Source organism: Afipia sp. MLSD5-FHT05B12 (assembly GCF_058793355.1).
This window is the reverse complement of the sequence record NZ_JBXAFS010000008.1, coordinates 129,305-154,585: the sequence shown is the minus strand read 5'-3', so window position 1 is coordinate 154,585 and position 25,281 is coordinate 129,305. Positions and strand designations below refer to the sequence as shown.

The 25,281-nt window shown below is 61.7% G+C and carries 22 protein-coding genes; 7 read left to right on the top strand and 15 right to left on the bottom strand.

From position 1 onward, the window contains the following. Positions 1–30 precede the first annotated feature (30 nt). A complete protein-coding gene (locus AC1Q6J_RS13190; protein WP_492279725.1) occupies positions 31–564 on the bottom strand; it encodes a CreA family protein in 534 nt (177 codons plus the stop codon). Positions 565–1,118: 554 nt separating this feature from the next. On the opposite strand from AC1Q6J_RS13190, the gene AC1Q6J_RS13185 reads away from it, so the two are divergent. From AC1Q6J_RS13185 to AC1Q6J_RS13165, 5 genes are all read left to right on the top strand, one after another. After that, positions 1,119–2,627, top strand: a complete 1,509-nt coding sequence (locus AC1Q6J_RS13185; protein WP_492279724.1) for a L,D-transpeptidase — start codon at positions 1,119–1,121, stop codon at positions 2,625–2,627. A 52-nt stretch (positions 2,628–2,679) separates the two neighbouring features. Beyond that, positions 2,680–4,329 (top strand): glycosyltransferase family protein, encoded by a 1,650-nt coding sequence (locus tag AC1Q6J_RS13180; protein WP_492279723.1) that lies wholly within the window; start codon positions 2,680–2,682, stop codon positions 4,327–4,329. Between the two features lie 76 nt (positions 4,330–4,405). Beyond that, entirely contained in the window at positions 4,406–4,978 is a 573-nt protein-coding gene (locus AC1Q6J_RS13175; RefSeq protein WP_492279722.1) for a glutathione peroxidase, read from the top strand. A 202-nt stretch (positions 4,979–5,180) separates the two neighbouring features. Continuing rightward, a complete protein-coding gene (locus AC1Q6J_RS13170) occupies positions 5,181–6,152 on the top strand; it encodes a polysaccharide deacetylase family protein (RefSeq protein ID WP_492279721.1) in 972 nt (323 codons plus the stop codon). A 48-nt stretch (positions 6,153–6,200) separates the two neighbouring features. Beyond that, complete coding sequence (locus tag AC1Q6J_RS13165) at positions 6,201–6,746, top strand: dihydrofolate reductase family protein (protein ID WP_492279761.1); 546 nt, start codon at positions 6,201–6,203, stop codon at positions 6,744–6,746. Here AC1Q6J_RS13165 and AC1Q6J_RS13160 read toward each other — a convergent pair. The 5 genes from AC1Q6J_RS13160 to AC1Q6J_RS13140 form a co-directional block, all read right to left on the bottom strand. Next, a complete protein-coding gene (locus AC1Q6J_RS13160; RefSeq protein WP_492279720.1) occupies positions 6,743–7,198 on the bottom strand; it encodes a DoxX family protein in 456 nt (151 codons plus the stop codon). The genes AC1Q6J_RS13165 and AC1Q6J_RS13160 overlap by 4 nt on opposite strands. Before the next feature lie 47 nt (positions 7,199–7,245). Next, the gene (locus tag AC1Q6J_RS13155) at positions 7,246–9,555 is read right to left on the bottom strand and encodes an NADP-dependent malic enzyme (RefSeq protein WP_492279719.1); all 2,310 of its coding nucleotides are present in this window, start codon (positions 9,553–9,555) and stop codon (positions 7,246–7,248) included. 239 nt (positions 9,556–9,794) lie between these two features. After that, the gene (gene aspS / locus AC1Q6J_RS13150; protein ID WP_492279718.1) at positions 9,795–11,561 is read right to left on the bottom strand and encodes an aspartate--tRNA ligase; all 1,767 of its coding nucleotides are present in this window, start codon (positions 11,559–11,561) and stop codon (positions 9,795–9,797) included. A 350-nt stretch (positions 11,562–11,911) separates the two neighbouring features. Continuing rightward, entirely contained in the window at positions 11,912–12,760 is an 849-nt protein-coding gene (locus AC1Q6J_RS13145; protein ID WP_492279717.1) for a VOC family protein, read from the bottom strand. A 272-nt stretch (positions 12,761–13,032) separates the two neighbouring features. Further along, positions 13,033–13,296, bottom strand: a complete 264-nt coding sequence (locus AC1Q6J_RS13140) for a hypothetical protein (protein WP_492279716.1) — start codon at positions 13,294–13,296, stop codon at positions 13,033–13,035. Between the two features lie 166 nt (positions 13,297–13,462). On the opposite strand from AC1Q6J_RS13140, the gene rnd reads away from it, so the two are divergent. Further along, positions 13,463–14,611: a ribonuclease D gene (gene rnd / locus AC1Q6J_RS13135; protein WP_492279760.1), complete on the top strand. Its 1,149-nt coding sequence runs from the start codon at positions 13,463–13,465 to the stop codon at positions 14,609–14,611. A 192-nt stretch (positions 14,612–14,803) separates the two neighbouring features. Here rnd and AC1Q6J_RS13130 read toward each other — a convergent pair whose 3' ends face one another. From AC1Q6J_RS13130 to AC1Q6J_RS13120, 3 genes are all read right to left on the bottom strand, one after another. Next, complete coding sequence (locus AC1Q6J_RS13130; RefSeq protein ID WP_492279715.1) at positions 14,804–15,280, bottom strand: cupin domain-containing protein; 477 nt, start codon at positions 15,278–15,280, stop codon at positions 14,804–14,806. 322 nt (positions 15,281–15,602) lie between these two features. After that, positions 15,603–16,253, bottom strand: coding sequence for a DNA oxidative demethylase AlkB (alkB, locus tag AC1Q6J_RS13125; RefSeq protein WP_492279714.1), 651 nt, complete (start codon positions 16,251–16,253; stop codon positions 15,603–15,605). Positions 16,254–16,444: 191 nt separating this feature from the next. Continuing rightward, positions 16,445–17,482: a glutamine synthetase beta-grasp domain-containing protein gene (locus AC1Q6J_RS13120; RefSeq protein WP_492279713.1), complete on the bottom strand. Its 1,038-nt coding sequence runs from the start codon at positions 17,480–17,482 to the stop codon at positions 16,445–16,447. A gap of 462 nt (positions 17,483–17,944) precedes the next feature. On the opposite strand from AC1Q6J_RS13120, the gene AC1Q6J_RS13115 reads away from it, so the two are divergent. Then, a complete protein-coding gene (locus tag AC1Q6J_RS13115) occupies positions 17,945–18,121 on the top strand; it encodes a DUF2735 domain-containing protein (protein ID WP_492279712.1) in 177 nt (58 codons plus the stop codon). A gap of 116 nt (positions 18,122–18,237) precedes the next feature. Here AC1Q6J_RS13115 and AC1Q6J_RS13110 read toward each other — a convergent pair whose 3' ends face one another. The 6 genes from AC1Q6J_RS13110 to AC1Q6J_RS13085 form a co-directional block, all read right to left on the bottom strand. Continuing rightward, positions 18,238–19,173 (bottom strand): glutaminase, encoded by a 936-nt coding sequence (locus tag AC1Q6J_RS13110; RefSeq protein WP_492279711.1) that lies wholly within the window; start codon positions 19,171–19,173, stop codon positions 18,238–18,240. Between the two features lie 116 nt (positions 19,174–19,289). After that, entirely contained in the window at positions 19,290–20,030 is a 741-nt protein-coding gene (locus AC1Q6J_RS13105) for a 2OG-Fe(II) oxygenase (RefSeq protein WP_492279710.1), read from the bottom strand. Positions 20,031–20,106: 76 nt separating this feature from the next. Next, entirely contained in the window at positions 20,107–21,636 is a 1,530-nt protein-coding gene (ppx, locus tag AC1Q6J_RS13100) for an exopolyphosphatase (RefSeq protein WP_492279709.1), read from the bottom strand. Between the two features lie 19 nt (positions 21,637–21,655). Further along, the gene (locus AC1Q6J_RS13095; RefSeq protein WP_492279708.1) at positions 21,656–23,842 is read right to left on the bottom strand and encodes an RNA degradosome polyphosphate kinase; all 2,187 of its coding nucleotides are present in this window, start codon (positions 23,840–23,842) and stop codon (positions 21,656–21,658) included. A gap of 128 nt (positions 23,843–23,970) precedes the next feature. After that, a complete protein-coding gene (locus AC1Q6J_RS13090) occupies positions 23,971–24,654 on the bottom strand; it encodes a P-loop NTPase family protein (protein ID WP_492279707.1) in 684 nt (227 codons plus the stop codon). Between the two features lie 55 nt (positions 24,655–24,709). Continuing rightward, the gene (locus AC1Q6J_RS13085; protein WP_006020304.1) at positions 24,710–25,255 is read right to left on the bottom strand and encodes a CDP-alcohol phosphatidyltransferase family protein; all 546 of its coding nucleotides are present in this window, start codon (positions 25,253–25,255) and stop codon (positions 24,710–24,712) included. Between the last annotated feature and the right edge of the window lie 26 nt (positions 25,256–25,281).

Here is a 25,281-nt window from a genome sequence, read left to right as displayed (position 1 = left end):
GGAACAGAGATTGTGCGATCGCTGGTCGTACTATCCCGATATGAAGTCGCCGCACTTCTGGATGGTGTCGTTGCTGCCCCACGGCATGATCGGCACCGAGGACGTCGAGTTCTTCGGCGAACCGTCGATTAGCTTGTCGGAATAGACCATGTAGACCAGCACGTTCCGCTTGGGATCGCAGCCGCGCACGATCTGCATCTTCTTGAAGAACAGCGAGCGGCGCTGGCGGAACATGTCCTCGCCCTGCGGCGCCTTGGACTTGAAGCGGATCGGCCCGATCTGGCGGCAGGCCAGCGAGATGTCGGAGACCTGCTCGGCCAGCCCCAGCCAGCCCTTGTAGCCCCCCTTCTCCGGTACGGTGAAATGGCAGGCCACCCCGTCAACCACCGGATCATCGACCCCGTAAGTTGCAAGTTTGTCATCCGGGCTAAGTAGCTTGAATACGGTCGAGCGGCGAAAAATCAGGTCCGGCTCGTCGGCCGCGGCCAGTGGCGTCATGGCCAGCCACGTCAATGCAGTGGCCAACAGCGCGGCAGCTGTCAGTCGGGTCGGACGGAAGGACATCGGGAGGCTCCAAGGAAGGGGTCTTCAGAACGGTTCCGGCACGGCTGTCCCGCCCCGGAACCCCTTATGTGGGGTGTCATCACCCCCGTAGGAAGGCACGGGATTGTGACTGCGGATAAGTGGCCGTTAAGCGCTTTTGAAGGCTCAACGGCTAGTGTGATGGCTCGTAAGCCCGCATGACCTCTACAGCGCGCTTTTGCGGGCTTCGAATCCGAAGTTCGCTCGGGGCGTGTTGCAAAATGAAGCGAACTTCGGATTCGGGACGCTAGTGTTTCGGCACCGTGAATCACGCAGAATGCGGTATCGAGGCCCAGCGGCGATGAACATTAAGCCGGTTGGCGACACTAATACTGGAATCAATTGAGGAATTTCGCGTGCATGGCAATCGGCTACCATCTTCGGACGACCAGCAGAAAACGGTCGGCACAACCTCCCCTTTTTGCAGTGACATCAGTTCCAGACAGGCCCGGTCCTGGGGCCTGCGAACCGCATGGCTCGCCGCGACACTAACCGCCGGATTTGCGCTGCCAGCCGACGCGCAGGTCTACTGGCCCATGGATCCCGGAACCGATTACTACGCTGAACCGCAGCGGCGCATCGAGCCACGCCGCCCGCGCGTGACGCGCGCCAAACAGAAATTGCCCGACGCCCCAAAGGACACTGCAAAGCCGGTCGGCCCGATCGTCGTCGCGATCTCGATCGAGACGCAGCACATGAAAGTCTACGATCAGAACGGCCTGTTCGCGGAATCGCCGGTCTCGACTGGCATGCGCGGTCACTCGACTCCGATGGGCGTGTTCAGCGTCATCCAGAAAAACAAGTACCACCGCTCCAACATCTACAGCGGCGCGCCGATGCCCTACATGCAACGCATCACCTGGTCAGGCGTGGCGATGCATGCAGGCGTCCTGCCCGGCTATCCGGCGTCGCACGGCTGCATCCGCATGCCGATGAATTTTGCGATGCGGATGTGGGGCTGGACCCGCATGGGCGCGCGCGTGATCATCGCACCCGGTGAACTCTCACCGGCTGATTTTTCCCATCCGCTGCTGATCGCTCGCAAGCCTGGCACAAAACCCGTAGCCGCCGCGACGGAACTGGAAAAGCACGCCACGACGACGCCGAAGTCTGACCGGTCGTCGATTGTCGACGCAGCTTCCCACGACAAGCCGCAATTGCGGCTGACATCGATCTCCGAAGACGCGCCAATTCGCACGGCTCACGCCAGCGGCGCACTCCCGCAAAAGAGCGACGCCGACGGCGTCGTTGCGCAGGCATGGGATGCCAGCCGCGGTGGCGGTTCATGGGATGCCGGCCGTGGCGGCGTTACGCCCGAACCCGAGTCGCCCAAGGATGGCGCCAGGGAGAATAGCAAGATTCCTTCTTCGAACTCGCAGAAGGATAGCTCCGCAGCCAAGGACGATGCCACGAAAAACACTGATGGCGACGCCGGTCCCTCCGATGACAAATCGCCCGGCGACAAGTCTCCCGACGGAAAGCCTGCCGACCAGAAGTCCGAGGTACCTAAAACCGACAAGGATCAGGCCCGCGCCACCGAGACCGGCGCGGCGCCAACGCCGGTTGCGCTCGCGCCCGAAGGCTCATTCGAGTTCATCGGCCCGGTCAAGCCGCGCACCGGACATGTCGCTGCCTTCGTCAGCGCTAAGGAGAACAAGATCTACGTGCGGCAGAATTTCGAACCGTGGTTCGAAGCGCCGGTCACGATCGCCGCATCGGATCGCCCGCTCGGCACCCACGTCTTCACGGTTCGTGCCGACAAGGATGACACCAACGCATTGCACTGGTCGGTGGTCTCGCTGCCAGCGCCCGCGCGCGCAACGGAAGAGCCTCCACGGCGCAAGCGCGGCGAGCCAGTTGCTGCCGTCGCGCGCCCTGCTTCGCCCTCGTCACCGGCCGAGGCGCTCGACCGCCTGACCATCCCCGAAGACGCCATGACCCGGATCGCCTCGGCGCTGGCGCCGGGCGGCTCGATCACCGTGTCGGATCGCGGCCTTGGCGACGAGACCGGCCGCGGGACGGATTTTATCGTCCCACTGCGGTAAATGAGGCTCACGGTTGGCTTTCAGCGGCGCGTTAAGCTAGAACGCGCCGATCATGACAGTCTCACCCGACATCCAGTCCTCAGTCACCCCCGCTCAAAAAAATCAGCCGCGTGACGCATTCGCGCGGTTGACGCCATTCGGCTGGAACGGCGGACTGGCCTTCATCCTGGCGCTCCTCGCGGCATCGTTTTTCCTCGCCGGCTATTTCGTCATCTACTGGCGCAACGCCGACATGGATTTCATGATCGTCTACAACGCGCTCGTGATCAACGATGGCAAGCCGCAGGCGTTCTTCGATCATCCGTCCTACTTCACCATCCTCTCGGTGAAATGGTGGTTTCAGGCGATGCATTCGCTGGGACTGCTCGATGCATGGAAACTGTCGTCGATCCCCTCGGCGTTGAACGTGCCCGCGTTCGATGCCGCGATGACCGGCGCGGTCCGTGCGGGCCGCATTGTGGCATGGCTGACCGCGACAATCTTCGTCATCGGTTTTGCGGCTCTTGCCCGGCGCATCTTTAGCGACTGGCGGATTGCGCTGCTCGCGACATTCGCATTCGCATTCTCCGGTGGCATGGCTGTCCACATGCGCATCCTCCGCAGCGAACTGATCGCGGCCTGCCTCTTCACGCTCGCATTGATGCTGCTGATCGCCGTAAGCCGCAGTGCGAGCAACTGGCGCCCGCTCGCTCTCGCCGGTGCGGCCGCGCTGTGCGTGCTCGGGATGGAGAACAAGGTTCAGATCATCCTGCTGATCGCAGCGCTGCCGGTGATCATGCTTCCCTTTGGCACCGCGGATGGTGCCAGCACAGCGTTCTGGCGCGGTTCGGCGGCATGGATCGCGGTCCTGTTCTCGGCTATCGCCGCTGGCGCGATGCTCGCGCTTGCGTGGCCGCTGATCGCTGCGGGACTAGAGCCTGAATCGATCGACATCGCCCAACTTCACGCTCTGATCGCCGGCAGGTTCGGGATCTATCAGATTGCCCTGCTCGGCTGGGTCGGCGTCGGCATGATCGCGTTCGCGGCAGTGTGGCGCATCAGCGCCACCGAGACGCTGGCTTCGATGTTCGCGGTTGCCGCCGGTGCGTCCCTCGGATTGCTCGCACTGTATATCGAGTTCGATCCACAGAACGCCGTCGCCGTCATCAATCCCATCGAGAAGATGCTGGTGTTTGCGGATGCACCTGCGACATCGGCCACCGAAGGTGGAAAGATCTGGGCTGCCATCGCCCTGCTGTTCGACGGCGTCAAATCCGTGCTTCAGCGCTACACGTTCGTGCTGTTCACCTCGCCGCGTCCCACCGTGTTCCTGACCTGGCTGGTCATTCCCGGCATCGTCTGTGCGTGGCTCAGGGGCGAGCGGCAGGTCGCGATCCAGGCCGCGCTGCTGATGCTGTCCGCCATCGGCATCGATGCACTCGGCGTGCGGCGTAACCTCAAGGCGGAATACTTCATCCTGACCGATCCCCTGATCATTCTGGCCGGCGCGCTGCTGCTGGAAAAAATGAGCGATCTCAGGTTCAGCAGATGGGCCTATCCCGTCGGCGTGGCGCTGATTGCCGCTCATGTCGCAATCAGCCAGGCCGAACCGGTCAAGCATGTCCTGAAACGCAGCGGCCCCGAATACATCTGCGAGTGGAACGAGTATTACGAACCGCTGCTGCCGATGCCATGGTGCGACAAGCCGCCCAAGCGGCCCTGAGGACTGTCACGGGTTCTTGAAACTCGCGGCGGTGGCAATCCGTTATCTTGAACGGCACTGTCTCAGGGAGCGCATCATGATCGACCGCCGAGGTGTGATAACGGCCATTGCAGCGAGCGCTACGCTCCCGTTTACGGCACAATCCGCGTTCGCACAGGCGGCCATGAGCCGCATGACTGCCTACGGCTTTTCTTTCCAGAGCCTGAAGGGCGGTGACATCCGCCTCGCCGACTACGCCGGCAAGCCGGTGCTGGTGGTGAACACCGCCTCGCTCTGCGGTTACACGCCGCAATACGCCGGGTTGCAGGAGTTGTGGACGCAGTTTCGTGAGCGCGGCCTGATGGTGATCGGCGTGCCGTCCAACGACTTCGGCGCGCAGGAACCTGGCGGCACAGGCGACATCGCACATACCGCCGAGCAGACCTATCACGTCAGCTTTCCGATCACGGTCAAGACGAGCGTGAAAGGGCCTAACGCCCATCCATTCTACAAATGGGCGGCGGCCGAGCGCCCGGCCGATCTTCCGAGCTGGAATTTCCACAAGTACCTCGTTGGCCGCGACGGCCACATCGCCGAGGCGTTTTCATCCCGCGTCGAGCCGACCGATACCCGTGTCGTCACCGCCGTCGCCCGCGCGCTCGTGTCCTGAATCCGAAGTTCGCGTGTAGCTTTGGTTCGCAAGTCCATACCAAGCGCCTGACGGAACCCGCCACCGCCCCAGATTAACCCTGCCAACGCTCCTGTTGAAAATCGGTTGGCGCGGTTGCCGATGCAGGATTAGGCTGTTGGTCGGGGACTACGTTGGCGTCCGACGGACGGACGCGGGAGATTTCGCGTTCAGGGGTGTTTCCATGCGTATCAAGGCAACCGTTTTCGCCGCCAGCGCCATTTCGGTCTGCGCTTTCACCAGCGTCTGGTCGCAGGCCCTTATCCCGCAGCGCACCACTCCACCGCCTACCCCTGCCGCCGCTCCGGCCCCAGCGCCCGCAACCGCAGCAACAGCGGCTCCGGCCCCTGCGCCAACCGCCGCAAAAGCAAACTGCGCCAACCCGAGTGCGATCGGTGTTTCGCGCGTGGTGCAGATCGACACCACCGGCGGCCCCGGCTTCGGCTTCGAGCATTTCAAGCAGCTCGATTTCCTGCGCGACAAGGAAGTGGTGCTCACGTTCGATGACGGCCCATGGCCGGTCAACACGCCGTCGGTCCTCAAGACACTTGCCGACGAATGCACCAAGGCGATCTTCTTCCCGATCGGCAAGCACGCCACCTACTATCCCGAAATTCTCAAGCACGTCGCAGCGGAGGGCCACACCGTCGGCTCGCACACCTGGTCGCACGCCAACCTCAACAACAAGAAGCTGACCGAAGCACAACAGAAAGAAGAGATCGAGAAAGGCTTCAGCGCCGTGAAGTGGGCGCTCGGTGCCGCGCCCTCACCGCTGTTCCGCTTCCCGGCGCTTCAACATCCGCCCGCCATGGTGACGTATCTCGGCGAGCGGAATATCTCGATCTGGTCCTGCGATCTCGACTCGTTCGACTTCAAGGCCAGCACGGCACAGAAGATCGTCGACACCGTCATGACAAAGCTCGACAAGTTCGGCAAAGGCATTGTGCTGATGCACGACTTCCAGAAACATACCGGCGAAGCCCTGCCCGAGTTGATGAAACGGCTGAAGGCCGGTGGATACAAGATCGTTCAGGTCAAGGCCAAGGCGCCGGTGACCACCATCGCGCAGTACGACGAGGACGTCGTCAAGGGTCTCAAACTGCCGACGGTGAGTTCGCGCCCGCTCAACAGCGTGGTGCAAACCATTTCCGAGTAGCCGAAACACGCACTTGCGGCTTTCCCGGAAATGGCTAAACCGCACGTCATGCGCATTGAAGGCTATGTGATCGTCTCCGCCGACGGCATGCTCGCGGATTCCAGCGGCGTGATGCCCGCTTCGCTCAAGTTCGAAGCCGACCAGAGATTTTTCGAGTCCGCGCTCGACGCTGCGGATCTGATCGTTCACGGCAGGAACTCATTCGAGGACCAGCCGCATTCGCCTCAGCGCACACGCATTATACTGACACGCGGCGTCGCCGCCCTCGCCCCCGATTCATCCAATCCCAAAGCAACCTTGTGGAATCCAGCAAGGGTGTCCTTCGAGGACGCGTGCCGTCATGCGGGCGTGACCACCGGAACAGCGGCGATCATCGGCGGTCCCGACGTGTTCGAGATGTTTATGAATCGCTACGACACGTTCTGGCTGTCGCAGGCGCACGGTTTGGAAATTCCGGACGGCGCTGGCTGCTTTCCCGGTGTGCCACAACATTCCCCGCAGGACATTCTCTCCGCACACGGCCTCAAGCCGGCGGAGACGCGCGTCCTTGATAAAGAACGCCGCGTCGATGTCACGGCGTGGCGGCGGAGTTAAACCCCGGTATATCGGCTGCTGTCTTCCATCGCCACCGGCCGCGGATAGCCTGCGATCACCAAAAGGCCGCCGATCAGCGATAGGTTCTTCAGCGCGTGGATCATGTTGTTGATGCGATCCGCGCCGGTCATGTCCCAGAAATTGTGGAAATAGAACGTCGTCACCGCGACGAACAACACCAGCAGCCAGGCAAAGGTCCGCGTGCCGAAGTTCAGTGCGATGAACAGCCCGCCGATAACCTCCAGCGCGCCTGTCAGAATCGCCAGCATCTGCGCAGTCGGCATCCCCGTGATGCCCTCAAGCTGGGCCGTATACTGCGTCAGCATTGCCGGAAGGACGACCTTCTCGGCGATCGCCTGGGTCGTCGAGGCGATATCGAACAGCTTGGAAGCGCCGGAAAACACAAACAGGACGACGAACAGAACACGTCCGACAGTAACGATGGCTGGCATTTGGCGGTCCCGTAAAAATCCCTGAACGGACTATACAGGAGTTACCGTCAGCCGAACAGCGTCGGCTGCTGCCGCCCCGCCCGTTCCTGCGCCTCGACCGCTGCGACCGCCGTCATGTTGAGAATCCCGCGCGCCGTCACCGACGGCGTCAGGATATGCGCCGGGCGTGTGGGTCCGATCAGGATCGGCCCGACCGGAAGCGCGTCCGCAAGAATCTTGATCATTTGGTAGGCGATATTCGCCGCATCCAGGTTCGGCATGATCAGGATGTTGGCCGAACCTTCGAGCCGCGAATGCGGCAGCACGAGCTGGCGCGACAGCGCGGTCAGCGCGGAATCGCCCTGCATTTCGCCGTCGGCTTCGATCTCGGGGTGATCGTTCACCAGAATCTCGGTGGCGCGGCGCATTTTCTGCGCCGAGCTTGAATCGTAGCTGCCGAAATCCGAATGCGACAGGAAGGCCACCTTCGGCTTGATGCCGAAGCGCTGGACGTGAACCGCGGCGAGCGCAGCCATCTCGGCCAGTTCTTCCGCCGTCGGATTGGGACGTATCTGGGTGTCGGCGATGAAATACGCGCCCTTGCTGGTGATGACCAGTGCCAGTGCCGAATAGTCCGCGAGTCCCGGCGTCACACCGATGATCTCGCGAATGCGCCGCAGGTGGCTCATGTAACGGCCATCCACGCCGCATAGCATGGCGTCGGCCTCGCCCCGCGCAACTGCAAGCGCCGCGATCACAGTAGCGTTGGTGCGCACCAGCGTCCGCGCAGCTTCCGGCGTGATGCCATGCCGGCCGGCCACGTCGATGTAGCTCTGGACATAGGAACGGTAGCGCGGATCGTCTTCTGGATTGATAAGGTCGAAATCGCTGCCGGGATTGATCGAAAGGCCGAACCGCTTGATGCGCGCGGCCACGACGGACGGACGGCCGACCAAAATCGGACGTGCCAGCTTTTCTTCCAGCACGACCTGCACCGCGCGCAGCACGCGCTCGTCCTCCCCCTCGGCGTAGATCACGCGCACTGGTTGCGTCTTGGCTTTCGCGAACACCGGCTTCATGACCAAACCGGAACGGAACGCAAAGCGATCCAGTTGCTCGGTATAAGCATCGAAATCGGTAATGGGCCGCGTCGCTACGCCAGAATCCATGGCGGCCTTGGCCACCGCCGGCGCCACTCGCAGGATCAGCCGCGGATCGAACGGGCTCGGAATCAGCGAGCCGGGGCCAAAGCCCTGGGATTCGCCGCCCTCAAAACGCACAACCACATCGGACGGCGGATCGCGCGCGAGCTGCGCCAGCGCATCGACGGCAGCGCGCTTCATCTCCTCGTTGATCGCGGTCGCGCCGACATCGAGTGCGCCCCGGAAGATAAACGGGAAGCAGAGAACATTGTTCACCTGATTGGGGAAGTCCGAACGGCCGGTGCAGATCATTGCATCGGGGCGCACCTTGCGCGCCTCGTCCGGCATGATTTCCGGGGTCGGGTTGGCCAGCGCCATCACCAGCGGCTTGTCGGCCATCTCCTTGACCATCTCGGGCTTGAGCACGCCGCCGGCGGAGACGCCGAGGAAAATGTCCGCGCCACCGATCACGTCGCCCAGTGTGCGCTTGTCGGTCTTCTGCGCATAGACAGCCTTCCACTTATCCATCAGCGTATTGCGGCCTTCATAGACAAGACCGTCGATGTCGCAGACCCAGATGTTCTTGCGCTTGGCGCCGAGCGACACCAGCAGATTGAGACACGCGATCGCGGCAGCGCCCGCGCCCGACGCTACGATCTTGACGTCCTCGATCTTCTTGCCGGTCAGCATCAGCGCGTTGCGGATCGCGGCGCAGACGATGATGGCGGTGCCGTGCTGATCGTCGTGGAAGACAGGAATCTTCATCCGCGCCTTGAGCTGCTCCTCGATCTCGAAGCATTCTGGCCCCTTGATATCTTCGAGATTGATGCCGCCGAAGGTCGGCTCCAGCGCGGCCACCGTCTCCACCACTCGCGCAATGGTGTCGGCGGCGATCTCGATGTCGAACACATCGATGCCGGCAAATTTCTTGAACAGGACGGCTTTGCCTTCCATCACCGGCTTAGAAGCCAGCGGGCCGATGTTGCCGAGGCCAAGCACCGCGGTGCCGTTGCTGACAACAGCGACAAGGTTGGAGCGCGTCGTGAGTTCGGCAGCCTGCGCTGGATCAGCGGCAATAGCTTCGCACGCCGCCGCCACGCCCGGCGAATAAGCCAGCGCGAGGTCGCGCTGGTTCGCCAGCGGCTTGGTCGCCTGTATTTCGAGCTTACCGGGCCGGGGGAGTCGGTGGTACGCCAACGCCGCAAGGCGAAGTTCTTCAGACAACGTCGACGCCATACCCACTCCCGATATTCTTTTTGCCCCAGCTTGCGCGGGTCTGTTTAGTCCCGTCCTGCGACGGATATGCGATTCAACACTAGTGTCCCGAATCCGAAGTTCGCATCATTTTGGCAGCGCGCTCCATAGCGAACTTCGGATTCAAAGGGACACTAGAAACTATAATTCTAGTGCGGTTTCGGTTCGCAAGTCCGCAAAAGAGCATGCCGCAGAATGATGCGGACTTGCGAACCACCGCATTAGGGTAGATTGAGCCTGATGTGGAGTTCGCGCAACTGCTTGAGCGAGACTTCCGATGGCGCACCCATGAGCAAATCTTCGGCACGCTGGTTCATCGGGAACAGTGAGATTTCGCGCAGGTTGTTCGTGCCGCAAAGCAGCATGACAATGCGATCGACGCCCGCCGCCATGCCGCCATGCGGCGGGGCACCGTACTGGAAGGCGCGGTACATGCCGCCGAAACGCTCGACGACCGTTTCCTCACCATAGCCCGCGATCTCGAATGCCTTAACCATCGCCTGCGGGCGATGGTTACGGATGCCGCCCGACGCGATCTCGTAGCCGTTGCAGGCGATGTCGTACTGGAACGCCTTGATCGTCAGCGGGTCCTGCGTCTCCAGCGCCTCTAAGCCACCCTGCGGCATCGAGAACGGATTGTGCGAAAAATCGACCTTCTTGTCTTCCTCGTTGTACTCGTACATCGGGAAGTCGACGATCCACGCAAGTTCGAACCGATCCTTGTCGATCAGGTTGAGCTCTTCACCGAGCTTGGTGCGCGCGAGGCCCGCGAACTTCCAGAATTTTTGCGGATCGCCGGCAACGAAGAACGCGGCGTCGCCTTCCTTCAAGCCAAGCTGTTCACGGATCGCGGCGGTGCGCTCGGGGCCGATGTTGTTGGCGAGCGGACCTGCGCCCTCACCGCCTTCACGCCACATGATGTAGCCGAGGCCCGGCTGGCCTTCGCCCTGCGCCCACGAGTTCATGCGATCGCAGAATGCACGCGAACCACCACCCGGACCTGGAATCGCCCAGACCTGATTGCTGGCGTCTTCCAGCATGCGCGCGAACACCTTGAAGCCCGAGCCGCGGAAGTGCTCGGACACATCCTGCATCACCAGCGGATTGCGCAGATCCGGCTTGTCGCTGCCGTACTTGCGCAGTGCCTCGGCGAACGGAATGCGCGGCCACTTCTTGGTGACCGGCTTGCCCTTGGCGAAATCCTCGAACACGCCGGTAATCACCGGCTCCATCGCAGCGAACACATCGTCCTGCGTGACGAAGCTCATCTCGAGGTCGAGCTGGTAGAACTCGCCCGGCAGGCGGTCGGCGCGCGGATCTTCGTCGCGGAAGCACGGCGCGATCTGGAAGTAGCGGTCGAAGCCCGACATCATCAGCAGTTGCTTGTACTGCTGCGGGGCCTGCGGCAACGCGTAGAACTTGCCGGGATGAATGCGCGACGGCACGAGAAAGTCGCGCGCGCCTTCAGGCGACGACGCGGTGAGGATCGGCGTCTGGAATTCGAAGAACCCGGCCTTCTTCATGCGGGCGCGCATCGAGTCGACGATGGCGCCGCGGGTCATGATGTTCTGGTGCAGCTTCTCGCGGCGAAGGTCGAGGAAGCGGTACTTGAGCCTTATTTCCTCAGGATATTCCTGCTCGCCGAACACCGGCATCGGCAATTCGCCGGCCTCGCCCAGCACTTCGATGTCGGCAATGAACACTTCCACGGTGCCGGTCGGCAAATCAGGATTGTCCGTGCCCTCGGGACGGCGGCGGACCTTGCCATCGATCTTGACCACCCACTCGGCGCGCAGCTTTTCGGCCAGAGCGAATGCCTTGGAATCCGGGTCGACCACGCATTGCGTCATGCCGTAGTGGTCGCGCAGGTCGATGAACAGCAGTCCACCATGGTCGCGGATGCGGTGACACCAGCCGGACAGCCGGACCTCCTGGCCAATGTCGGAATCGCGGAGGGCGCCGCAGGTGTGGGAACGATAACGGTGCATGGAAATCCTGGAAAACGGCGTCAGAGACAAGAATCAGGGGATATGGGCCCTAATGATCCGATTCTGACATTCGTATCGTATCTTTCGCAGGCACTTATACGAATGTCAGAACCAAAGGATCATTAGAATCATAGCTTTCTGGTGTCCCGTCGTATCCGACGTTTGCTCAGAACGCGCAGCGAAAAGAAGCAAACGTCGGATACGGGACACTAGAGCGCGCGCGCAGGGTTTACCCGAGCGCAGGGAACGCGGCAACCGGATGGTGTCGGATAAGCTCCCTTATGGCGGGAAAAAGCTTAATAAAAACAATGCGCCCGCCGGCCACTTTGAAGACCAGGCGTGAAGCGCTGCTAGGCTTCGCGCTTGTCCTGCTGGATCACGATGGTCGGGACGCCAAAGGTCCCGGTCCGCACCGTGAAAACCTGCGTCCCCGGCTTGCGACCTTCGCGCAATTCGGACACCTCAAGGCCTGCCTGCTCCAGCCGGGTCCGCGTCGCCGCAACGTCCGCGACACGCCATGAGACGCCGTAAATCTTGTCAGGGCCGTCGTGCCGGCCCTCCTTCAACCGATGGATGACCTCGAACACCAGACCGCCGGTCCTGAAAAACAGGAAGCGCGTTCCCAGCGTGGGAATGGTCCGGTCGAGCTTCATATCGAGCCCGAGCCGCGCGCCGTAGAGCGCCGCGGTTCGTTCGGGATCGGGTGTCGCGATCACCAGATGATCGAGCGCATCAACCGGAGCCGACGCCGTCTCCGGTGACAAGCCGAGCCGCTCGCCGCGCTGAAGAAAAAACAGCCGAATGCCGTGAGTAGACTCCGCCGACGCACGGGTGCGTTTCCATGTCAGCGCGCGGCCCGATGTGAGGTCCTTGCTCGCGCCATCGCTGATGGCTTCCGGCGAGAGGCCAAGCCGCGTCAGCCGATGATGCGTTTTCGCGATGTCCTCGACCTCGAAAGCCAGGCTGGCAAGCCCTTCGCCCTGCTTCTCAAGCGCGGCACGGACGCGGTGGGCTGCTTCGCCCTCGCCCGCAGGCGCCATCAGTTCGAGCGAGGTGTTGCCGAGTACGAAGATCGCGGTGGCGGCGCCGTCGCTTTGCGCACGCCACACCGGCGCACGGCCGAGCAGCGTCTGATAGCCGGCAACGCCGGCCTCGATGTCGCGGACCAGAATGACGGCGTGATCAAGTCCAGTAATCATGATGGTGACAAAGCTCGCATGTAGGCCGCACCTCATCACACTCAGGCACGCAATGCAGCCCCCTTGCGGCCGTGCATGGCTAGTGTCCCGAATCCGAAGTTCGCCTTTCCCTGCGGCATATCCTTGAGCGAACTTCGGATTCGAAAGGACACTAGCAAATTATTATTCTCGTGTGGTTTTGGTTCGCAAGTCCGCATACGGGGCTTGTGTCTGGAAAGATGCGGACTTGCGAACCACCACACTGGGTTGATTTCACCTTGCGGAATGCGGCTTTAGCGATTCTGGCGGCAGCGCCATTCCCGCTTGCCCTTGACCTTGATGCGCTCATCGGCACGGCAGGTTTCGGAGAGATCAACGTCGTGAAACGCGCGCGACCTGACGTCGATATGAATCGTCGAATTGAGATTGACGTGGGGCCTGATCGGGATGTGGGGACCGGTGTTGACGTTGAGGTTGTTCGCCGAGGCCACGACCGGAACCAGCGATGCGATCATGAAGCCTGCGGCTGCGGCACCGATACGAAGTCTCCCAGCCATGGCGAATCTCCCTGAAAATAGTGCATTGCGGCAACGATCATTGGTCGCGCGGTGCATGCTTCCGGTTCAGACCGGGACAAGAGGTGCCCCCGGCCATGTCTTACGGCTTGCCCTGTCAGCCGATTTTCGCATGGAAAAATCCGCCCAAGGCGTTCATAACCCCCGCATGGAAATCATTACCACCACCGACGAACTCACCGCCGTCTGCAATCGCCTCGCCAAACACCGCGTCATCACAGTCGATACCGAGTTTTTGCGCGAAACCACCTACTATCCCCTGCTCTGCGTCGTTCAATTGGCCAGCGCGGACGAAGCCACCGTGGTCGACGCGCTTGCCGAGGGAATCGACCTCAAGCCATTCTTCGACCTGATGGCCAACGAAAACGTACTGAAGGTGTTCCATGCCGCGCGGCAGGATATCGAAATCATCTTCCACCGCGCCGGCATCATTCCGCATCCGGTGTTCGATACCCAGGTCGCCGCGATGGTTCTCGGCTACGGCGACAGCATCGCCTACGACCAGCTCGTCGAACGCATCACCGGTCACCGTCCCGACAAAACCCATCGCTTCACCGACTGGTCGCATCGTCCGCTGACGCAGGACCAGATTGTTTACGCCGTCGCCGACGTTACGCATCTGCGCGACGTATTCGCGGCGCTCGACGCCGATCTCAAGAAGCGCGGCCGCGGCGAATGGGTCAGCGAGGAGATGGACGTTCTCACTTCGCCCAAGACCTATGACTTCCATCCCGAACGCGCATGGGAGCGGCTCAAGACCCGCGTCCGCAAGCCGAAAGAACTCGCGGTGCTGATGGAGGTCGCAGCCTGGCGCGAACAGGAAGCGCAGGGCCGCGACGTGCCGCGTTCGCGCGTGCTGAAGGACGATGCCATCGGCGATATCGCCACCCACGCGCCCACCACGCTTGAACGCCTGGCCGGCCTGCGCTCGCTGCCGAAGGGCTTCGACAAATCGAAATGGGGTCAGGACATCCTCGCCGCAGTAAAGCGCGGCATCGCACGCGATCTGACCAAGTTGCCGAAGCTCGACAAGCCACGCGGCAACGCCAACGGCGGCGCAACGGTGGAACTGCTGAAAGTGCTGCTGCGCATGACCTCGGAACGTCACGCCGTCGCCAGCAAGGTGATCGCGACCGTGGACGATCTCGAACAGATCGCCGCCGACGACAACGCCGATGTCGGCGCGCTGCACGGCTGGCGCCGCGAGTTGTTTGGTGAGGCTGCGCTTGCCCTGAAGAAGGGCCGCCTCGCGCTGGCGATCGACAAGGGCCGCGTGGTGCGGATCGATCGGGAGTAGCGTTTAATCAACCGCCGATTCCAGCCTTGTCAGCTCATGCCCGAGGACGCGGAAATTCAGCTCCAGGCCCCGCCTTCGCGGGGACAAGCGGATACCTGGTCTGGGTCACCGAACGATCAGATTCTGGCGCGACCGGAATTCAGCGCATTTGCGAAATGTCCGATCGATGCGCTGACCGCCAAGCAACAACTACTATTTTTTCCGTGGGTCATCAGCCGGATTGACGTAGACGATGCTCCATGGGCCGACACTATTGAGTTGTACAACGGTCTCTTCGTCGGCGTAGGCAAAGTGCGCCATGCCTGGAGACATGGCGAAGAAACTACCGGCCCCCAAGGGCTGGGCCTTGCTTGAATCGGCCGCCTCTCCCATGCCCAAACGGAATGTTCCTGAGATCACAGTGACAATCTCCGGCTTCGGATGGGTATGAGGAGGAATGCTATAGCCTTTCGGCAGTTTCAACCGGAACGCAAACTGGCCCTCCTTGCCAGGATCTCCATAGAGTACAGCCGCCTCTGCTCCGGGCGGGATCGAGGCGGGCGCAGCAACCCATTTGATTTCCTGCGCGGGAACGACCTTGTGAGCATCTGTCGTCTGAGCCGCAACCGTCGATCCGGTCACAGCGAGGCTAACGACGCCGATCACTACGCTTTGCAATGCGATCTTCATTGGCGAACCTCCATCGAGTTAAGCTGTTCTGCCGTCGAAAGAGTTCGCGAATTGTGACGGCCGATGCCCGCCGACAGCATGATCGCTGCCTGTTCCTCTGGTGAAACTCGGCAGGCCCCGCTTGAAGGACAGCTGCAAGGGCAAGGCTACGTCGCATCGGGGTGGATGGGGAGTCCAGTTCGCCGTTCATTCGATGAATTGTTCGCGATGTCCGGTCACAGCAACCCGAACGTCATGCTTGAGGGCCGCTTACAGTCGCCAAATTTGGCAATCCGTTCGAGGGTTATTTAATGGCCTCTGCGCATCTTGCGACGAAAACGCTTCAGCGCGTCTTGCGAAACGTCAGATTGATCCGCTGGCTGCCGAGCAGTGGATGGTCGCCGTCCGCCAACGGCATCACGCCGTGATAGGCCAGCCGCGACGGGCCGCCCCACGCCACCACATCGCCATGGGTTAGCCTGTAGCGTGTCGTCTTGTCGGAACGGTTCAGGCCGCCGAACAGGAATGTCGCGGGCAATCCCAGCGACACCGAAACGATCGGCGCGCCGAAATCCAGTTCGTCCTTGTCCTGATGCAGGGACAGCTTGGCGCCCGGCTCATAGCGATTGATAAGACAGGCATCGGGGCGAAAATCGGCGAAGCCTGCTTTGGCGGCGGCACGTGCAGCCAGATCCGCAAACACGGCTGGCATCTGCGGCCACGGATGACCGCTTTCAGGGTCGATGGGATCATAGCGATAGCCGGTGCGGTCGCTGACCCAGCCGACCCTGCCGCAATTGGTCATGGCCACCGACATCCGATGCCCGCCAGGCGTGACGAGATGGCGGAACGGCGCGCGTTCGATGATCGCATTCACCGCATCGATCAAGGACGCTTCCTGCGGCTGCGCAAAGCCAGCGAACAGCATCGCGCCGGGCGCGAGCCGCACATCGCGCAATTCCACAATATCGCCGTCGAACAGATCACGCATCATCGGCCCCAAAGTGAACGGCGCGGCCTCGCCGCCCCCACTCCACTTCAACCGATTCAGGACAACGCTTCCACCCGATTCCGGGAATTGCAGTCCGCAAAAACAAGCCGGGCGGAAGCTTGCACTTCCGCCCGGCGGTCACTTGAACCAAAAGAGTTGGCTCAAGCTATCTGTGATAGCTTGGCCCTAAGCACTCAGGCTGCTGCCTTCTTGGCACCCGTCGGAACTTCGGAGATCGTCTTCAGGATCTGCGAAGCGATCTGGTAGGGGTCGCCCTGTGAATTCGGGCGGCGATCTTCGAGGTAGCCCTTGTACTCGTTGTTGACGAAGGAGTGCGGAACGCGGATCGAAGCACCGCGATCGGCCACGCCGTAGCTGAACCTGTTCCACGGCGCGGTCTCGTGCTTGCCGGTCAGACGCTTGTCGTTGTCCGGGCCATAGACGGCGATGTGATCCATCAGGTTCTTGTCGAACTGCTTCATCAGGGCTTCGAAGTAGTCCTTGCCGCCGACCGTGCGCATGTACTCGGTCGAGAAATTGGCATGCATGCCCGAGCCGTTCCAGTCGGTGTCACCGAGCGGCTTGCAGTGGAATTCGATATCGATGCCGTACTTCTCGGTCAGACGCAGAAGCAGGTAACGCGCGATCCACATTTCGTCAGCGGCCTTCTTGGAGCCCTTGCCGAAAATCTGGAATTCCCATTGGCCCTTCGCCACTTCGGCGTTGATGCCTTCGTGATTGATGCCGGCGGCGAGACATAGGTTGAGGTGTTCTTCGACGATCTCGCGGGCGACCGAGCCGACGTTCTTGAAACCAACGCCAGTGTAGTACGGCCCCTGCGGAGCCGGATAACCTTCCGTCGGGAAGCCGAGCGGACGGCCATCCTTGTAGAAGAAGTACTCCTGCTCGAAGCCGAACCACGCGCCGGCGTCATCGAGAATGGTCGCGCGCTTGTTCGAGCTGTGCGGAGTCTTGCCGTCCGGCATCATGACTTCGCACATCACCAGAGCGCCGTTGATGCGCGTGGCATCAGGATAGACAGCGACAGGCTTCAGAACGCAGTCCGAGCTGTGGCCTTCGGCCTGCTGGGTCGAGCTTCCGTCGAAGCCCCAGAGCGGAAGCTGTTCGAGGGTCGGAAACGCATCGAATTCCTTGATCTGGGTTTTTCCGCGAAGACTTGGGGTCGGCGTATAGCCATCGAGCCAGATGTACTCGAGCTTGTACTTTGTCATTTCGGTCTCTCTTGAATGAAAGATTGCGGCGCTAAATTCCCGGCCGGTTTAGCCGCCGAGGGGACCCGGCCGCAAACGGCTGACGCATTAACAAGCATTTAACGTGCCAACCAGCCCCCTCAGGGACTGTGATCGCGGTTCGGTCGGCTCACCCTCGCGCCCGGTCCCGCCGGACCCGACCTGGGGTGATTCGCGTGACCCTCCTCGACCGACTGCATGTTTTTGCGCCACTTTTTTCACCTGCCTCGTTTGGCGGCGGCGGGATTTATGCAGCAGGAGTCCGGAAACCCTGCAAGTGCGAGAGCGTTAAGATTTCAGGTGCATGCTGAGTGAAGGCGCAGAATCGAAGATGCGCAAATTGTATGCATTTGCCTGCTTTTTATAGGGCAAACCGCGCAAAAGACGTGCGTTCCTCCTACGTTAGACCTCCACGCGACAAGAGCGCAACGAGAGGAGACTGGAATGACACCTAATTCGACCCAGCCGACGGCCAAGATCTACCAATTCCCTGTTGGCGGCCGCGCGGCGCTCAGCAGCCGTAGCGAGCCCGTCAGGCCGACACTGGACTACGCAGCCTCCGGCAGCGGCTGGTACCACGAAGCCGCCATTGAGGATGCCAAACGGGGCAGCGAACACTGATGCCGCCCGCCCGCATGACGCCCGGGTGGCCTGACCGCCCGGTGACCAGCGACGTCAAATAAAGGGTCGAAGCACAAAGCTTCGGCCCTTTTACTTTGGGCTCACACCCGAGCCCGTCATGCGCCGAAGATCGACCAGCCCATCCGCTTGCTGAGGGTTTCAAGGGCATCACGGCCAAGCCGGGAATTGCCGTTGGCATCGAGACCCGGCGACCAGACCGCGATGGATGCCTTGCCCGGCGCGATCGCCAGGATGCCGCCGCCCACGCCGCTCTTTCCCGGCAGACCGACCCGATAAGCGAACTCCCCCGAGCCATCGTAATGCCCGCACGTCAGCATCACAGCGTTGATGCGCCGCGCGCGCTCCGCCGGAACAACCAGAAATCCCGTCGATGGATTGCGACCCGAGTGAGCGAGAAATCGCCCCGCCATCGCAAGCTGACGGCATGACATCGCGATGGCGCATTGATGGAAATAGACACCGAGCGTCAGTTCCGCCGGATTTTCGATGACGCCGAACGACTTCATGTAATTCGCAAGCGCGATGTTGCGAAAACCGGTGCGCTGCTCCGAGGCCGCGACAGACTCGTCGATCTTGATCGACGCGTCTCCTGACAGAAACTGCATGAACCTGAGAATTTCGCCCAGCGTTTCCCGTGGCTGATGCCCGGACAGAATGGCATCGGTGACGGCGATCGCGCCGGCATTGATGAAGGGATTGCGCGGAATGCCGCGTTCGCGCTCAAGCTGAACGATCGAATTGAACGGACTGCCCGACGGCTCGCGCCCGACCCGCTGCCACAGCTTGTCGCCGATCATGCCCAGCGCCAGCGTCAGCGTGAACACCTTGGAGATGCTCTGAATCGAGAACGCCGTATCGGCATCACCACCCGCCGCGACATGTCCGCTGGAATCGACCACGACGAGACCGAACGAGTTGATATCGACGCCAGCCAGTTCCGGAATATAGGTCGCGACCTCTCCGCGATCCTTTCGTTCCATTATCTCGCCGGCGATTTCCTTGACGACGCGGTCCAGGGTGGCATTGCTCATTTTGGCTTCGGCTTTGATTGCGGACACACGGTCTTATCGAACGTGGTCATATGCGACAACCGTGCCAACGCGACAAAGGCGCCAAACCGGCAAAGCCGCCAGCCGCCTGCCGCAGCCTATTTGGCGTCGTGAAAAATGATGCCGACCGTATGCCGGTGACCGGAGCGGAGCTGGCTGACGCCATGGCGCAGATTGACGCGATAAGTCCCGCGCGTGCCCTGCACCGGACGTTGATGAACCGCGAACACCACGGCATCGCCCTGCTTCAGCGGCACCACCGCCGCGCGCGACTGCATGCGCGGTCGCTGCTCGGTCAGCACGAATTCGCCGCCGGTGAAATCGCGCTCTGGCTCCGACAGGAGGATCGCGACCTGCAACGGAAATACATGCTCGCCGTACAGGTCCTGATGCAGGCAATTGTAGTCGCCCGCGTTGTACTGGAGCAGCAGCGGCGTCGGCCGCGCCTGGCCGGCCTCATGGCAGCGCTTGATGAAATCAGCATGCGCCGCGGGATAACGAACGCCGATCCCCATCGACTCGTTCCAGCGGTTGGCGATCGGCGCCAGCTGCGGATACAGCGCCGTCCGCAATGCCGAGATGATGTCCGGCAGCGGATAGGAAAAATACTTGTACTCGCCGCGCCCGAAGCCGTGCCGTTCCATGATGATATGGCTACGGAAGATACCGTCCTCGCCATAGAGACCGGCGAGCGAACCGCATTCATCGGGTGACAGCAGCCGGGGCAGAACAGCCCAGCCATTGCCGTCGAGATGCGTTGTGATGTCGGGCCAGTCCATCTCCGTGATGCGCATCGGTGCCTGCGACGCCGAAGTTTTGACTTTTGCTGCTGCGACCATGTTCGGGCTCCTGTCTCCGGCCCCCGAACTAGGTCAACCGCGACAGGCGTTCCACCCGATTTCCGATGGGACGGACCTATTGCTTCACGATCGTGGCGGTGCGTCCGATCAGGCGCGCCAGTTGCTTGAAGCGATTGGCGACACGGTCGGCGGCAAGGTCGGTGGCCCGCTTGTCGAACACCAGAATGAGCTTGCGGCTCTGATTGCGGAAATGCGTGTGGGGCAACACGCCGCGCTGCGCCGCGGAGATCATGAAGGCAACGCGGAACGCGGCGCCAACCAGGCGGGCGCGATCGACCATCGCGGGCGGAATGAGCGCACGCACGGCTTCCGGCGCCTCGTTCTCCGCGTTCAATCCGGCGTAACGATAGTAGGCCGCGAGCGCGAGAAACACCCTGCCCTCATGGGTCACCGCGCCGAAATTCCCGTTGATGATGAAATCGAGCGATTGCTCGCCGCGATGATCAGGATGGGCGCGCCAGGCTGCGTCCGACAGCCAGCACGCCGCATGACGCAGCCGCTTCTCGTCATCGCTTTCGCGCAGGCCCGCGACCCGGAACAGCTTGTCGGTCCACACGATCAGATCGTCGGCGTGGCGCGGCGAACGCGCGCGCAACTCGTTCATCGTCTGCGCCGTGGCGATCAGCCCGTCTTTCTGCTGTTCCTTTTCAGGCAGCATCTCATAGAGCAGTCCTTCGCGGACGCCGTAGGTCGAGAACACAATGCTCTTCGGCTTCGCGACGCGGATAATGTATTCGAGTACGAGCGCCGCGTAGGTCAGCAGCGGGCGGCGGGCATCTGCCACGGTCTCGATATCGGCGAGCGTATTGCTCGCGGCCAGACGGCGAAGCCGCCGTACAAAATCCAGCGCATCGTTCGCCGGAATGGTGTAGCCGTGCATCACGTGCAGCGGATAGCCGCTCTGGATGATATGGATGCGCGCCAGCGCGCGCCAAGTGCCGCCGACCGCATAGAACGTCCGGCCCGCGCCCGCCTTGAGCTGTGGCAGTCCGGTCAGCCCGGCGGCGACGATACGCTCCGCCTTCTTCAGCGATTTTTGCGACGCATCCTGCAACGCGAGGCCGCCGAGCGGCAGTGTCGTACCTGAACGAATGCGATGGCCGCGCACATCGATAAGTTCGAGCGAGCCGCCGCCGAGATCGCCGACGATGCCGTCCGGCTTGTAGACGCCTGACGCGACGCCGAGCGCGGACAACTTCGCCTCGCGCGCGCCGGACAGGATATTGATGGGGCAGCCGCAGATGCGCTCGGCCCTGGCGATGAAGTCCGGCCCGTTGGACGCGTCGCGGCAGGCTGCCGTCGCGATCGCATGGACCTCGCCAACCTTCATGATTTTGCAAAGTGCCTTGAACCGCTTTAGCGCGGCCAGCGCCTTCTCGACGGCATCGGTTGCAAGTAGCCCGGTCGACTGCACTTCGCGGCCGAGACCGCACAGCGTTTTCTCGTTGAAGATCGGTGCGAGGTTGCGCGTCTTGTCTTCATAGACGACAAGACGAACCGAGTTCGATCCGATATCGATGACAGCGACGCTCTTCGATGGCTTGCGCGCAGCACGAGGACGCTCGCGAACGAGTGCCGGGCTCACGGATTCGTTCTTCGAACCACTAACGCTCCGAACGGCGCGTAAGACGGCGTGGCGAAGATTCTTTAAGCGACTTTCCACGGCCTGACAGACTCGGATTCGTCATGAAATAATCATGCACATTGAAAGGTTCCTCGCCTTTCGCGGCCTTCATACGCGTTGACGACCCATCCGGCAACAACTGCCAGCTCTGTTCATTATCCTTCAGGTTCGCGACCATGATTTGTTCGAGAACCTGCTGATGCACCGTAGGATTTTGCAGCGGGCACAACACCTCGACACGGCGGTCGAGATTGCGCGGCATCATATCCGCCGACGAGATATACACAGCAGCTTTCGCACTCGGCAGGCCATGGCCCATGCCGAAGCAATAGATTCGCCCGTGTTCCAGGAACCGGCCGATGATCGATTTGACCCGGATGTTCTCTGAAAGTCCGGGAACACCGGGACGCAGACAGCAGATTCCGCGGATCACCAGATCGATCGAAACGCCGGCCTGTGAGGCTTCGTAGAGCGCGTCGATGATGTCGGGATCGACCAGCGAGTTCATCTTCATCCAGATCGCCGCCGGCTTGCCGTGCCGCGCGAAATTCGCTTCGCCGTGAATGTGCTCAAGCATCCGCTTGCGCAGCGTGAGCGGCGACACGCCCATCTTCTCGATGTCGCGCGGCTCCGCATAGCCGGTGATGTAGTTGAAGACACGCGCGGCATCGCGCGCGATCACCGGATCAGACGTAAAATATGACAGGTCAGTGTAGATGCGCGCGGTGACGGGATGATAGTTGCCGGTACCGGCGTGGACATAAGTCGTGAGCCCCGCGCCTTCCCGGCGCACCACCAGCGACAGCTTGGCGTGAGTCTTGAGTTCAAGGAATCCGTAGACAACCTGGACGCCGGCGCGTTCAAGATCGCGCGCCCAGCGGATGTTGGCTTCTTCGTCGAAGCGCGCTTTCAGTTCGACCAGCGCCGTCACAGATTTGCCGGCTTCGGCGGCTTCGGCGAGCGTGCGCACGATCGGTGAATCGCGCGAGGTGCGATACAGCGTCTGCTTGATGGCGACGACATCGGGATCGCGAGCCGCCTGTTGCAGGAACTGCACGACGACGTCGAACGATTCATAAGGATGGTGGACGACGAGATCCTTCTGCCGGATTGCTGCGAAGATATCGCCGCCGTGATCGCGTACACGTTCCGGATGACGCGGGACGTAGGGCGTGAATTCGAGATCGGGACGATCGAGCCGCGTCAGTTGCGACAGCTCGTTCATGGCGAGCACGCCATCGACCAGCAACACGTCGTCATCCGGCGTCGACAGCGCACGCTGCACGAAGGCACGCAGTTCGTCGGGCATGGTGGCTTCGATTTCAAGACGGATCACCGATCCGCGCCGGCGGCGCTTCAACGCCGACTCGAACAGGCGAACGAGATCCTCGGCTTCTTCTTCAATTTCCAGTTCGGAGTCGCGGATGATGCGGAACGCACCCTCACCCTTGACCACGTAGCCGGGGAACAGGCGGCCGATGAACAGCGCCGTGGCCTGCTCAAGCGTGATGAGACGAACCGAACCGTCCTTGCCCGCGGGCAAACGGATAAAGCGGTCGATCTTGCCCGGCATGCGGATCAGCGCGTTCATCGCCTTGCCGTCAGAGACGCGCGCCAGATGCAGTGCGATGGTGAAACCGAGACTCGGAATGAACGGGAACGGATGCGCCGGATCGATCGCCAGCGGCGTCAGCAGCGGGAAAATATTGTGAAGGAAGTGATCCTCGATCCAGGTGCTTTCGGCCTTGGTGACGTCCTTGCCGTCGACCAGAACGATGCCGACTTCGGCGAGCGCGCCGCGCAAGTCGCGCCAGATCGCCTGCTGGTCGCTCGCAAGCTTCGAGACGGTCTCGTTGATCTTGGCGAGCTGTTCTGTGGGGGTCGAGCCGTCCGGGCTGCGTTCGGTGATACCTTCACGGACCTGCGCCTTGAGGCCCGCGACGCGGACCATGAAGAACTCATCAAGGTTGTTGGCGGAAATCGACAGGAACCGGACCCGCTCCAGCATCGGATGGTTCGGGTTGACCGCTTCTTCCAGCACACGGCGATTAAAGTGAAGCCACGACAATTCGCGGTTGATGAAGCGTTCCGGGCTCGATCCGATTGAGGAAACGGTCGAAACTACTTCATTTTCTTCTTTTTTTACAGTAGCTTGCACGGCATCCATGAAGCGAAACCTTATACGATGTCATCAGGCCGGACCTTAGTCCCGTTCCACTGAGACAATGTGCCAGTCTCATGACAGTTCGATGACATCCTGAGCCAGGACCCGTTAACGACCAAGCCCCTGTGCGGTCAGGCCGCAGGATCTTTCAGCAGTTCCGCGGCCAGCGCCCTGGTCACCCGTCCGCCACGCCGCAGGGCCTCCTCATCCAGCATCTCGACCGTCCGCCGCGCCGCAGCGAACGACCGCTCGATGCGGGTCGAGAGATAACTGACCAGACTCTCGTCAACGGTCATCTGGCGGTCGGCACAGAACTTCACGATCAGCGCGCGAAACAACTGGTCGTCCGGCGGGGTCAGGGTAACCACCGGCACCGCGCGCAGCCGCGAGCGCAGATCGCGCAATTCCACTGGAAAGGCCGCGGGCGGTGTTCGCCCCGTCATCAGGACATAGGCTTCGTCTTCGCGCGCGAGATTCAAAAGATGAAACAGCGCCCGCTCGTCGAAGGCCGCCGGATTGAGATCGTCCACCACAAGCGCGCCGGTCGCGAGTTCGCCGGGGACGTTAGCTGGGGTCAGAGTGTGGGCGGCAACCGCCCGGGCGCCGGCTTCATCCGCCCAGATTGACGCGAGATGGCTTTTGCCGCTGCCCTCCGGCCCCACCAGCATCATGACGCGATTAGGCCAGTCGGGCCATGCGTCGGTGAGCGCAAGCGCCTGTGCGTTGGCCGAGCCCTCAAGGAAATTGTCGCGCGTCAGGCTTTCCGCATGGGGCAGCGCAAGGGCCAACTGACGAGGGCGAACGCGAGCTATCACGCAATACTCCCGGCCGAGCGCATCGACCTGCACAACATGCGACTTCCGAAATGTATCACGGGATCGGCGCGGTCGCGCTCATGTGCCGTGCCCACTCCACGAGATAGAAGGACACCGAAAGCAGCGTCAAGACCGTCACGAAACCCGCCAGAATGACCTCATAGGGCGACGCATTGAACTGGAAACCGAGCGAGGCCAGCACCAGCGCGGCGAACGCCACCTGCGCAACGGTGTTCAGCTTGGAGACCATCAGCGGCTTCATCGGAACCGGATTGTCGAGCAGCCACGAGATGATCACCGCGCCCACGATCATGAAGTCGCGCGACACCACAAGAATGACCAGCCAGCGCGGGATGTCGCCCGAGATCCCGAGCGTAACATAGATCGAGACCAGCAGCGCCTTGTCCGCCACGGGATCGAGTAGCGCTCCGATCTCGGTGGTCATGTTGAATCGCTTGGCGAGGAACCCATCGATGGCATCGCTGACCCCCGCCACCACGAAGATCACGAAGGCGATGGTCATCTGGTTCGACGCGATGGCCCAGACGATGACCGGCACCAGCAGGATGCGGCCCAGGGTAATGATGTTCGGCAGATTCACGCGACTTTTTCCCGGCTGTTCCTGTT

What these genes read in the sequence shown, in the direction of transcription:
- AC1Q6J_RS13190 (WP_492279725.1), bottom strand. Translation starts at nt 564, where the DNA reads ATGTCCTTCCGTCCGACCCGACTGACAGCTGCCGCGCTGTTGGCCACT.
- AC1Q6J_RS13185 (WP_492279724.1), top strand. Translation starts at nt 1,119, where the DNA reads ATGGATCCCGGAACCGATTACTACGCTGAACCGCAGCGGCGCATCGAG.
- AC1Q6J_RS13180 (WP_492279723.1), top strand. Translation starts at nt 2,680, where the DNA reads ATGACAGTCTCACCCGACATCCAGTCCTCAGTCACCCCCGCTCAAAAA.
- AC1Q6J_RS13175 (WP_492279722.1), top strand. Translation starts at nt 4,406, where the DNA reads ATGATCGACCGCCGAGGTGTGATAACGGCCATTGCAGCGAGCGCTACG.
- AC1Q6J_RS13170 (WP_492279721.1), top strand. Translation starts at nt 5,181, where the DNA reads ATGCGTATCAAGGCAACCGTTTTCGCCGCCAGCGCCATTTCGGTCTGC.
- AC1Q6J_RS13165 (WP_492279761.1), top strand. Translation starts at nt 6,201, where the DNA reads ATGCGCATTGAAGGCTATGTGATCGTCTCCGCCGACGGCATGCTCGCG.
- AC1Q6J_RS13160 (WP_492279720.1), bottom strand. Translation starts at nt 7,198, where the DNA reads ATGCCAGCCATCGTTACTGTCGGACGTGTTCTGTTCGTCGTCCTGTTT.
- AC1Q6J_RS13155 (WP_492279719.1), bottom strand. Translation starts at nt 9,555, where the DNA reads ATGGCGTCGACGTTGTCTGAAGAACTTCGCCTTGCGGCGTTGGCGTAC.
- aspS (WP_492279718.1), bottom strand. Translation starts at nt 11,561, where the DNA reads ATGCACCGTTATCGTTCCCACACCTGCGGCGCCCTCCGCGATTCCGAC.
- AC1Q6J_RS13145 (WP_492279717.1), bottom strand. Translation starts at nt 12,760, where the DNA reads ATGATTACTGGACTTGATCACGCCGTCATTCTGGTCCGCGACATCGAG.
- AC1Q6J_RS13140 (WP_492279716.1), bottom strand. Translation starts at nt 13,296, where the DNA reads ATGGCTGGGAGACTTCGTATCGGTGCCGCAGCCGCAGGCTTCATGATC.
- rnd (WP_492279760.1), top strand. Translation starts at nt 13,463, where the DNA reads ATGGAAATCATTACCACCACCGACGAACTCACCGCCGTCTGCAATCGC.
- AC1Q6J_RS13130 (WP_492279715.1), bottom strand. Translation starts at nt 15,280, where the DNA reads ATGAAGATCGCATTGCAAAGCGTAGTGATCGGCGTCGTTAGCCTCGCT.
- alkB (WP_492279714.1), bottom strand. Translation starts at nt 16,253, where the DNA reads ATGATGCGTGATCTGTTCGACGGCGATATTGTGGAATTGCGCGATGTG.
- AC1Q6J_RS13120 (WP_492279713.1), bottom strand. Translation starts at nt 17,482, where the DNA reads ATGACAAAGTACAAGCTCGAGTACATCTGGCTCGATGGCTATACGCCG.
- AC1Q6J_RS13115 (WP_492279712.1), top strand. Translation starts at nt 17,945, where the DNA reads ATGACACCTAATTCGACCCAGCCGACGGCCAAGATCTACCAATTCCCT.
- AC1Q6J_RS13110 (WP_492279711.1), bottom strand. Translation starts at nt 19,173, where the DNA reads ATGAGCAATGCCACCCTGGACCGCGTCGTCAAGGAAATCGCCGGCGAG.
- AC1Q6J_RS13105 (WP_492279710.1), bottom strand. Translation starts at nt 20,030, where the DNA reads ATGGTCGCAGCAGCAAAAGTCAAAACTTCGGCGTCGCAGGCACCGATG.
- AC1Q6J_RS13095 (WP_492279708.1), bottom strand. Translation starts at nt 23,842, where the DNA reads ATGGATGCCGTGCAAGCTACTGTAAAAAAAGAAGAAAATGAAGTAGTT.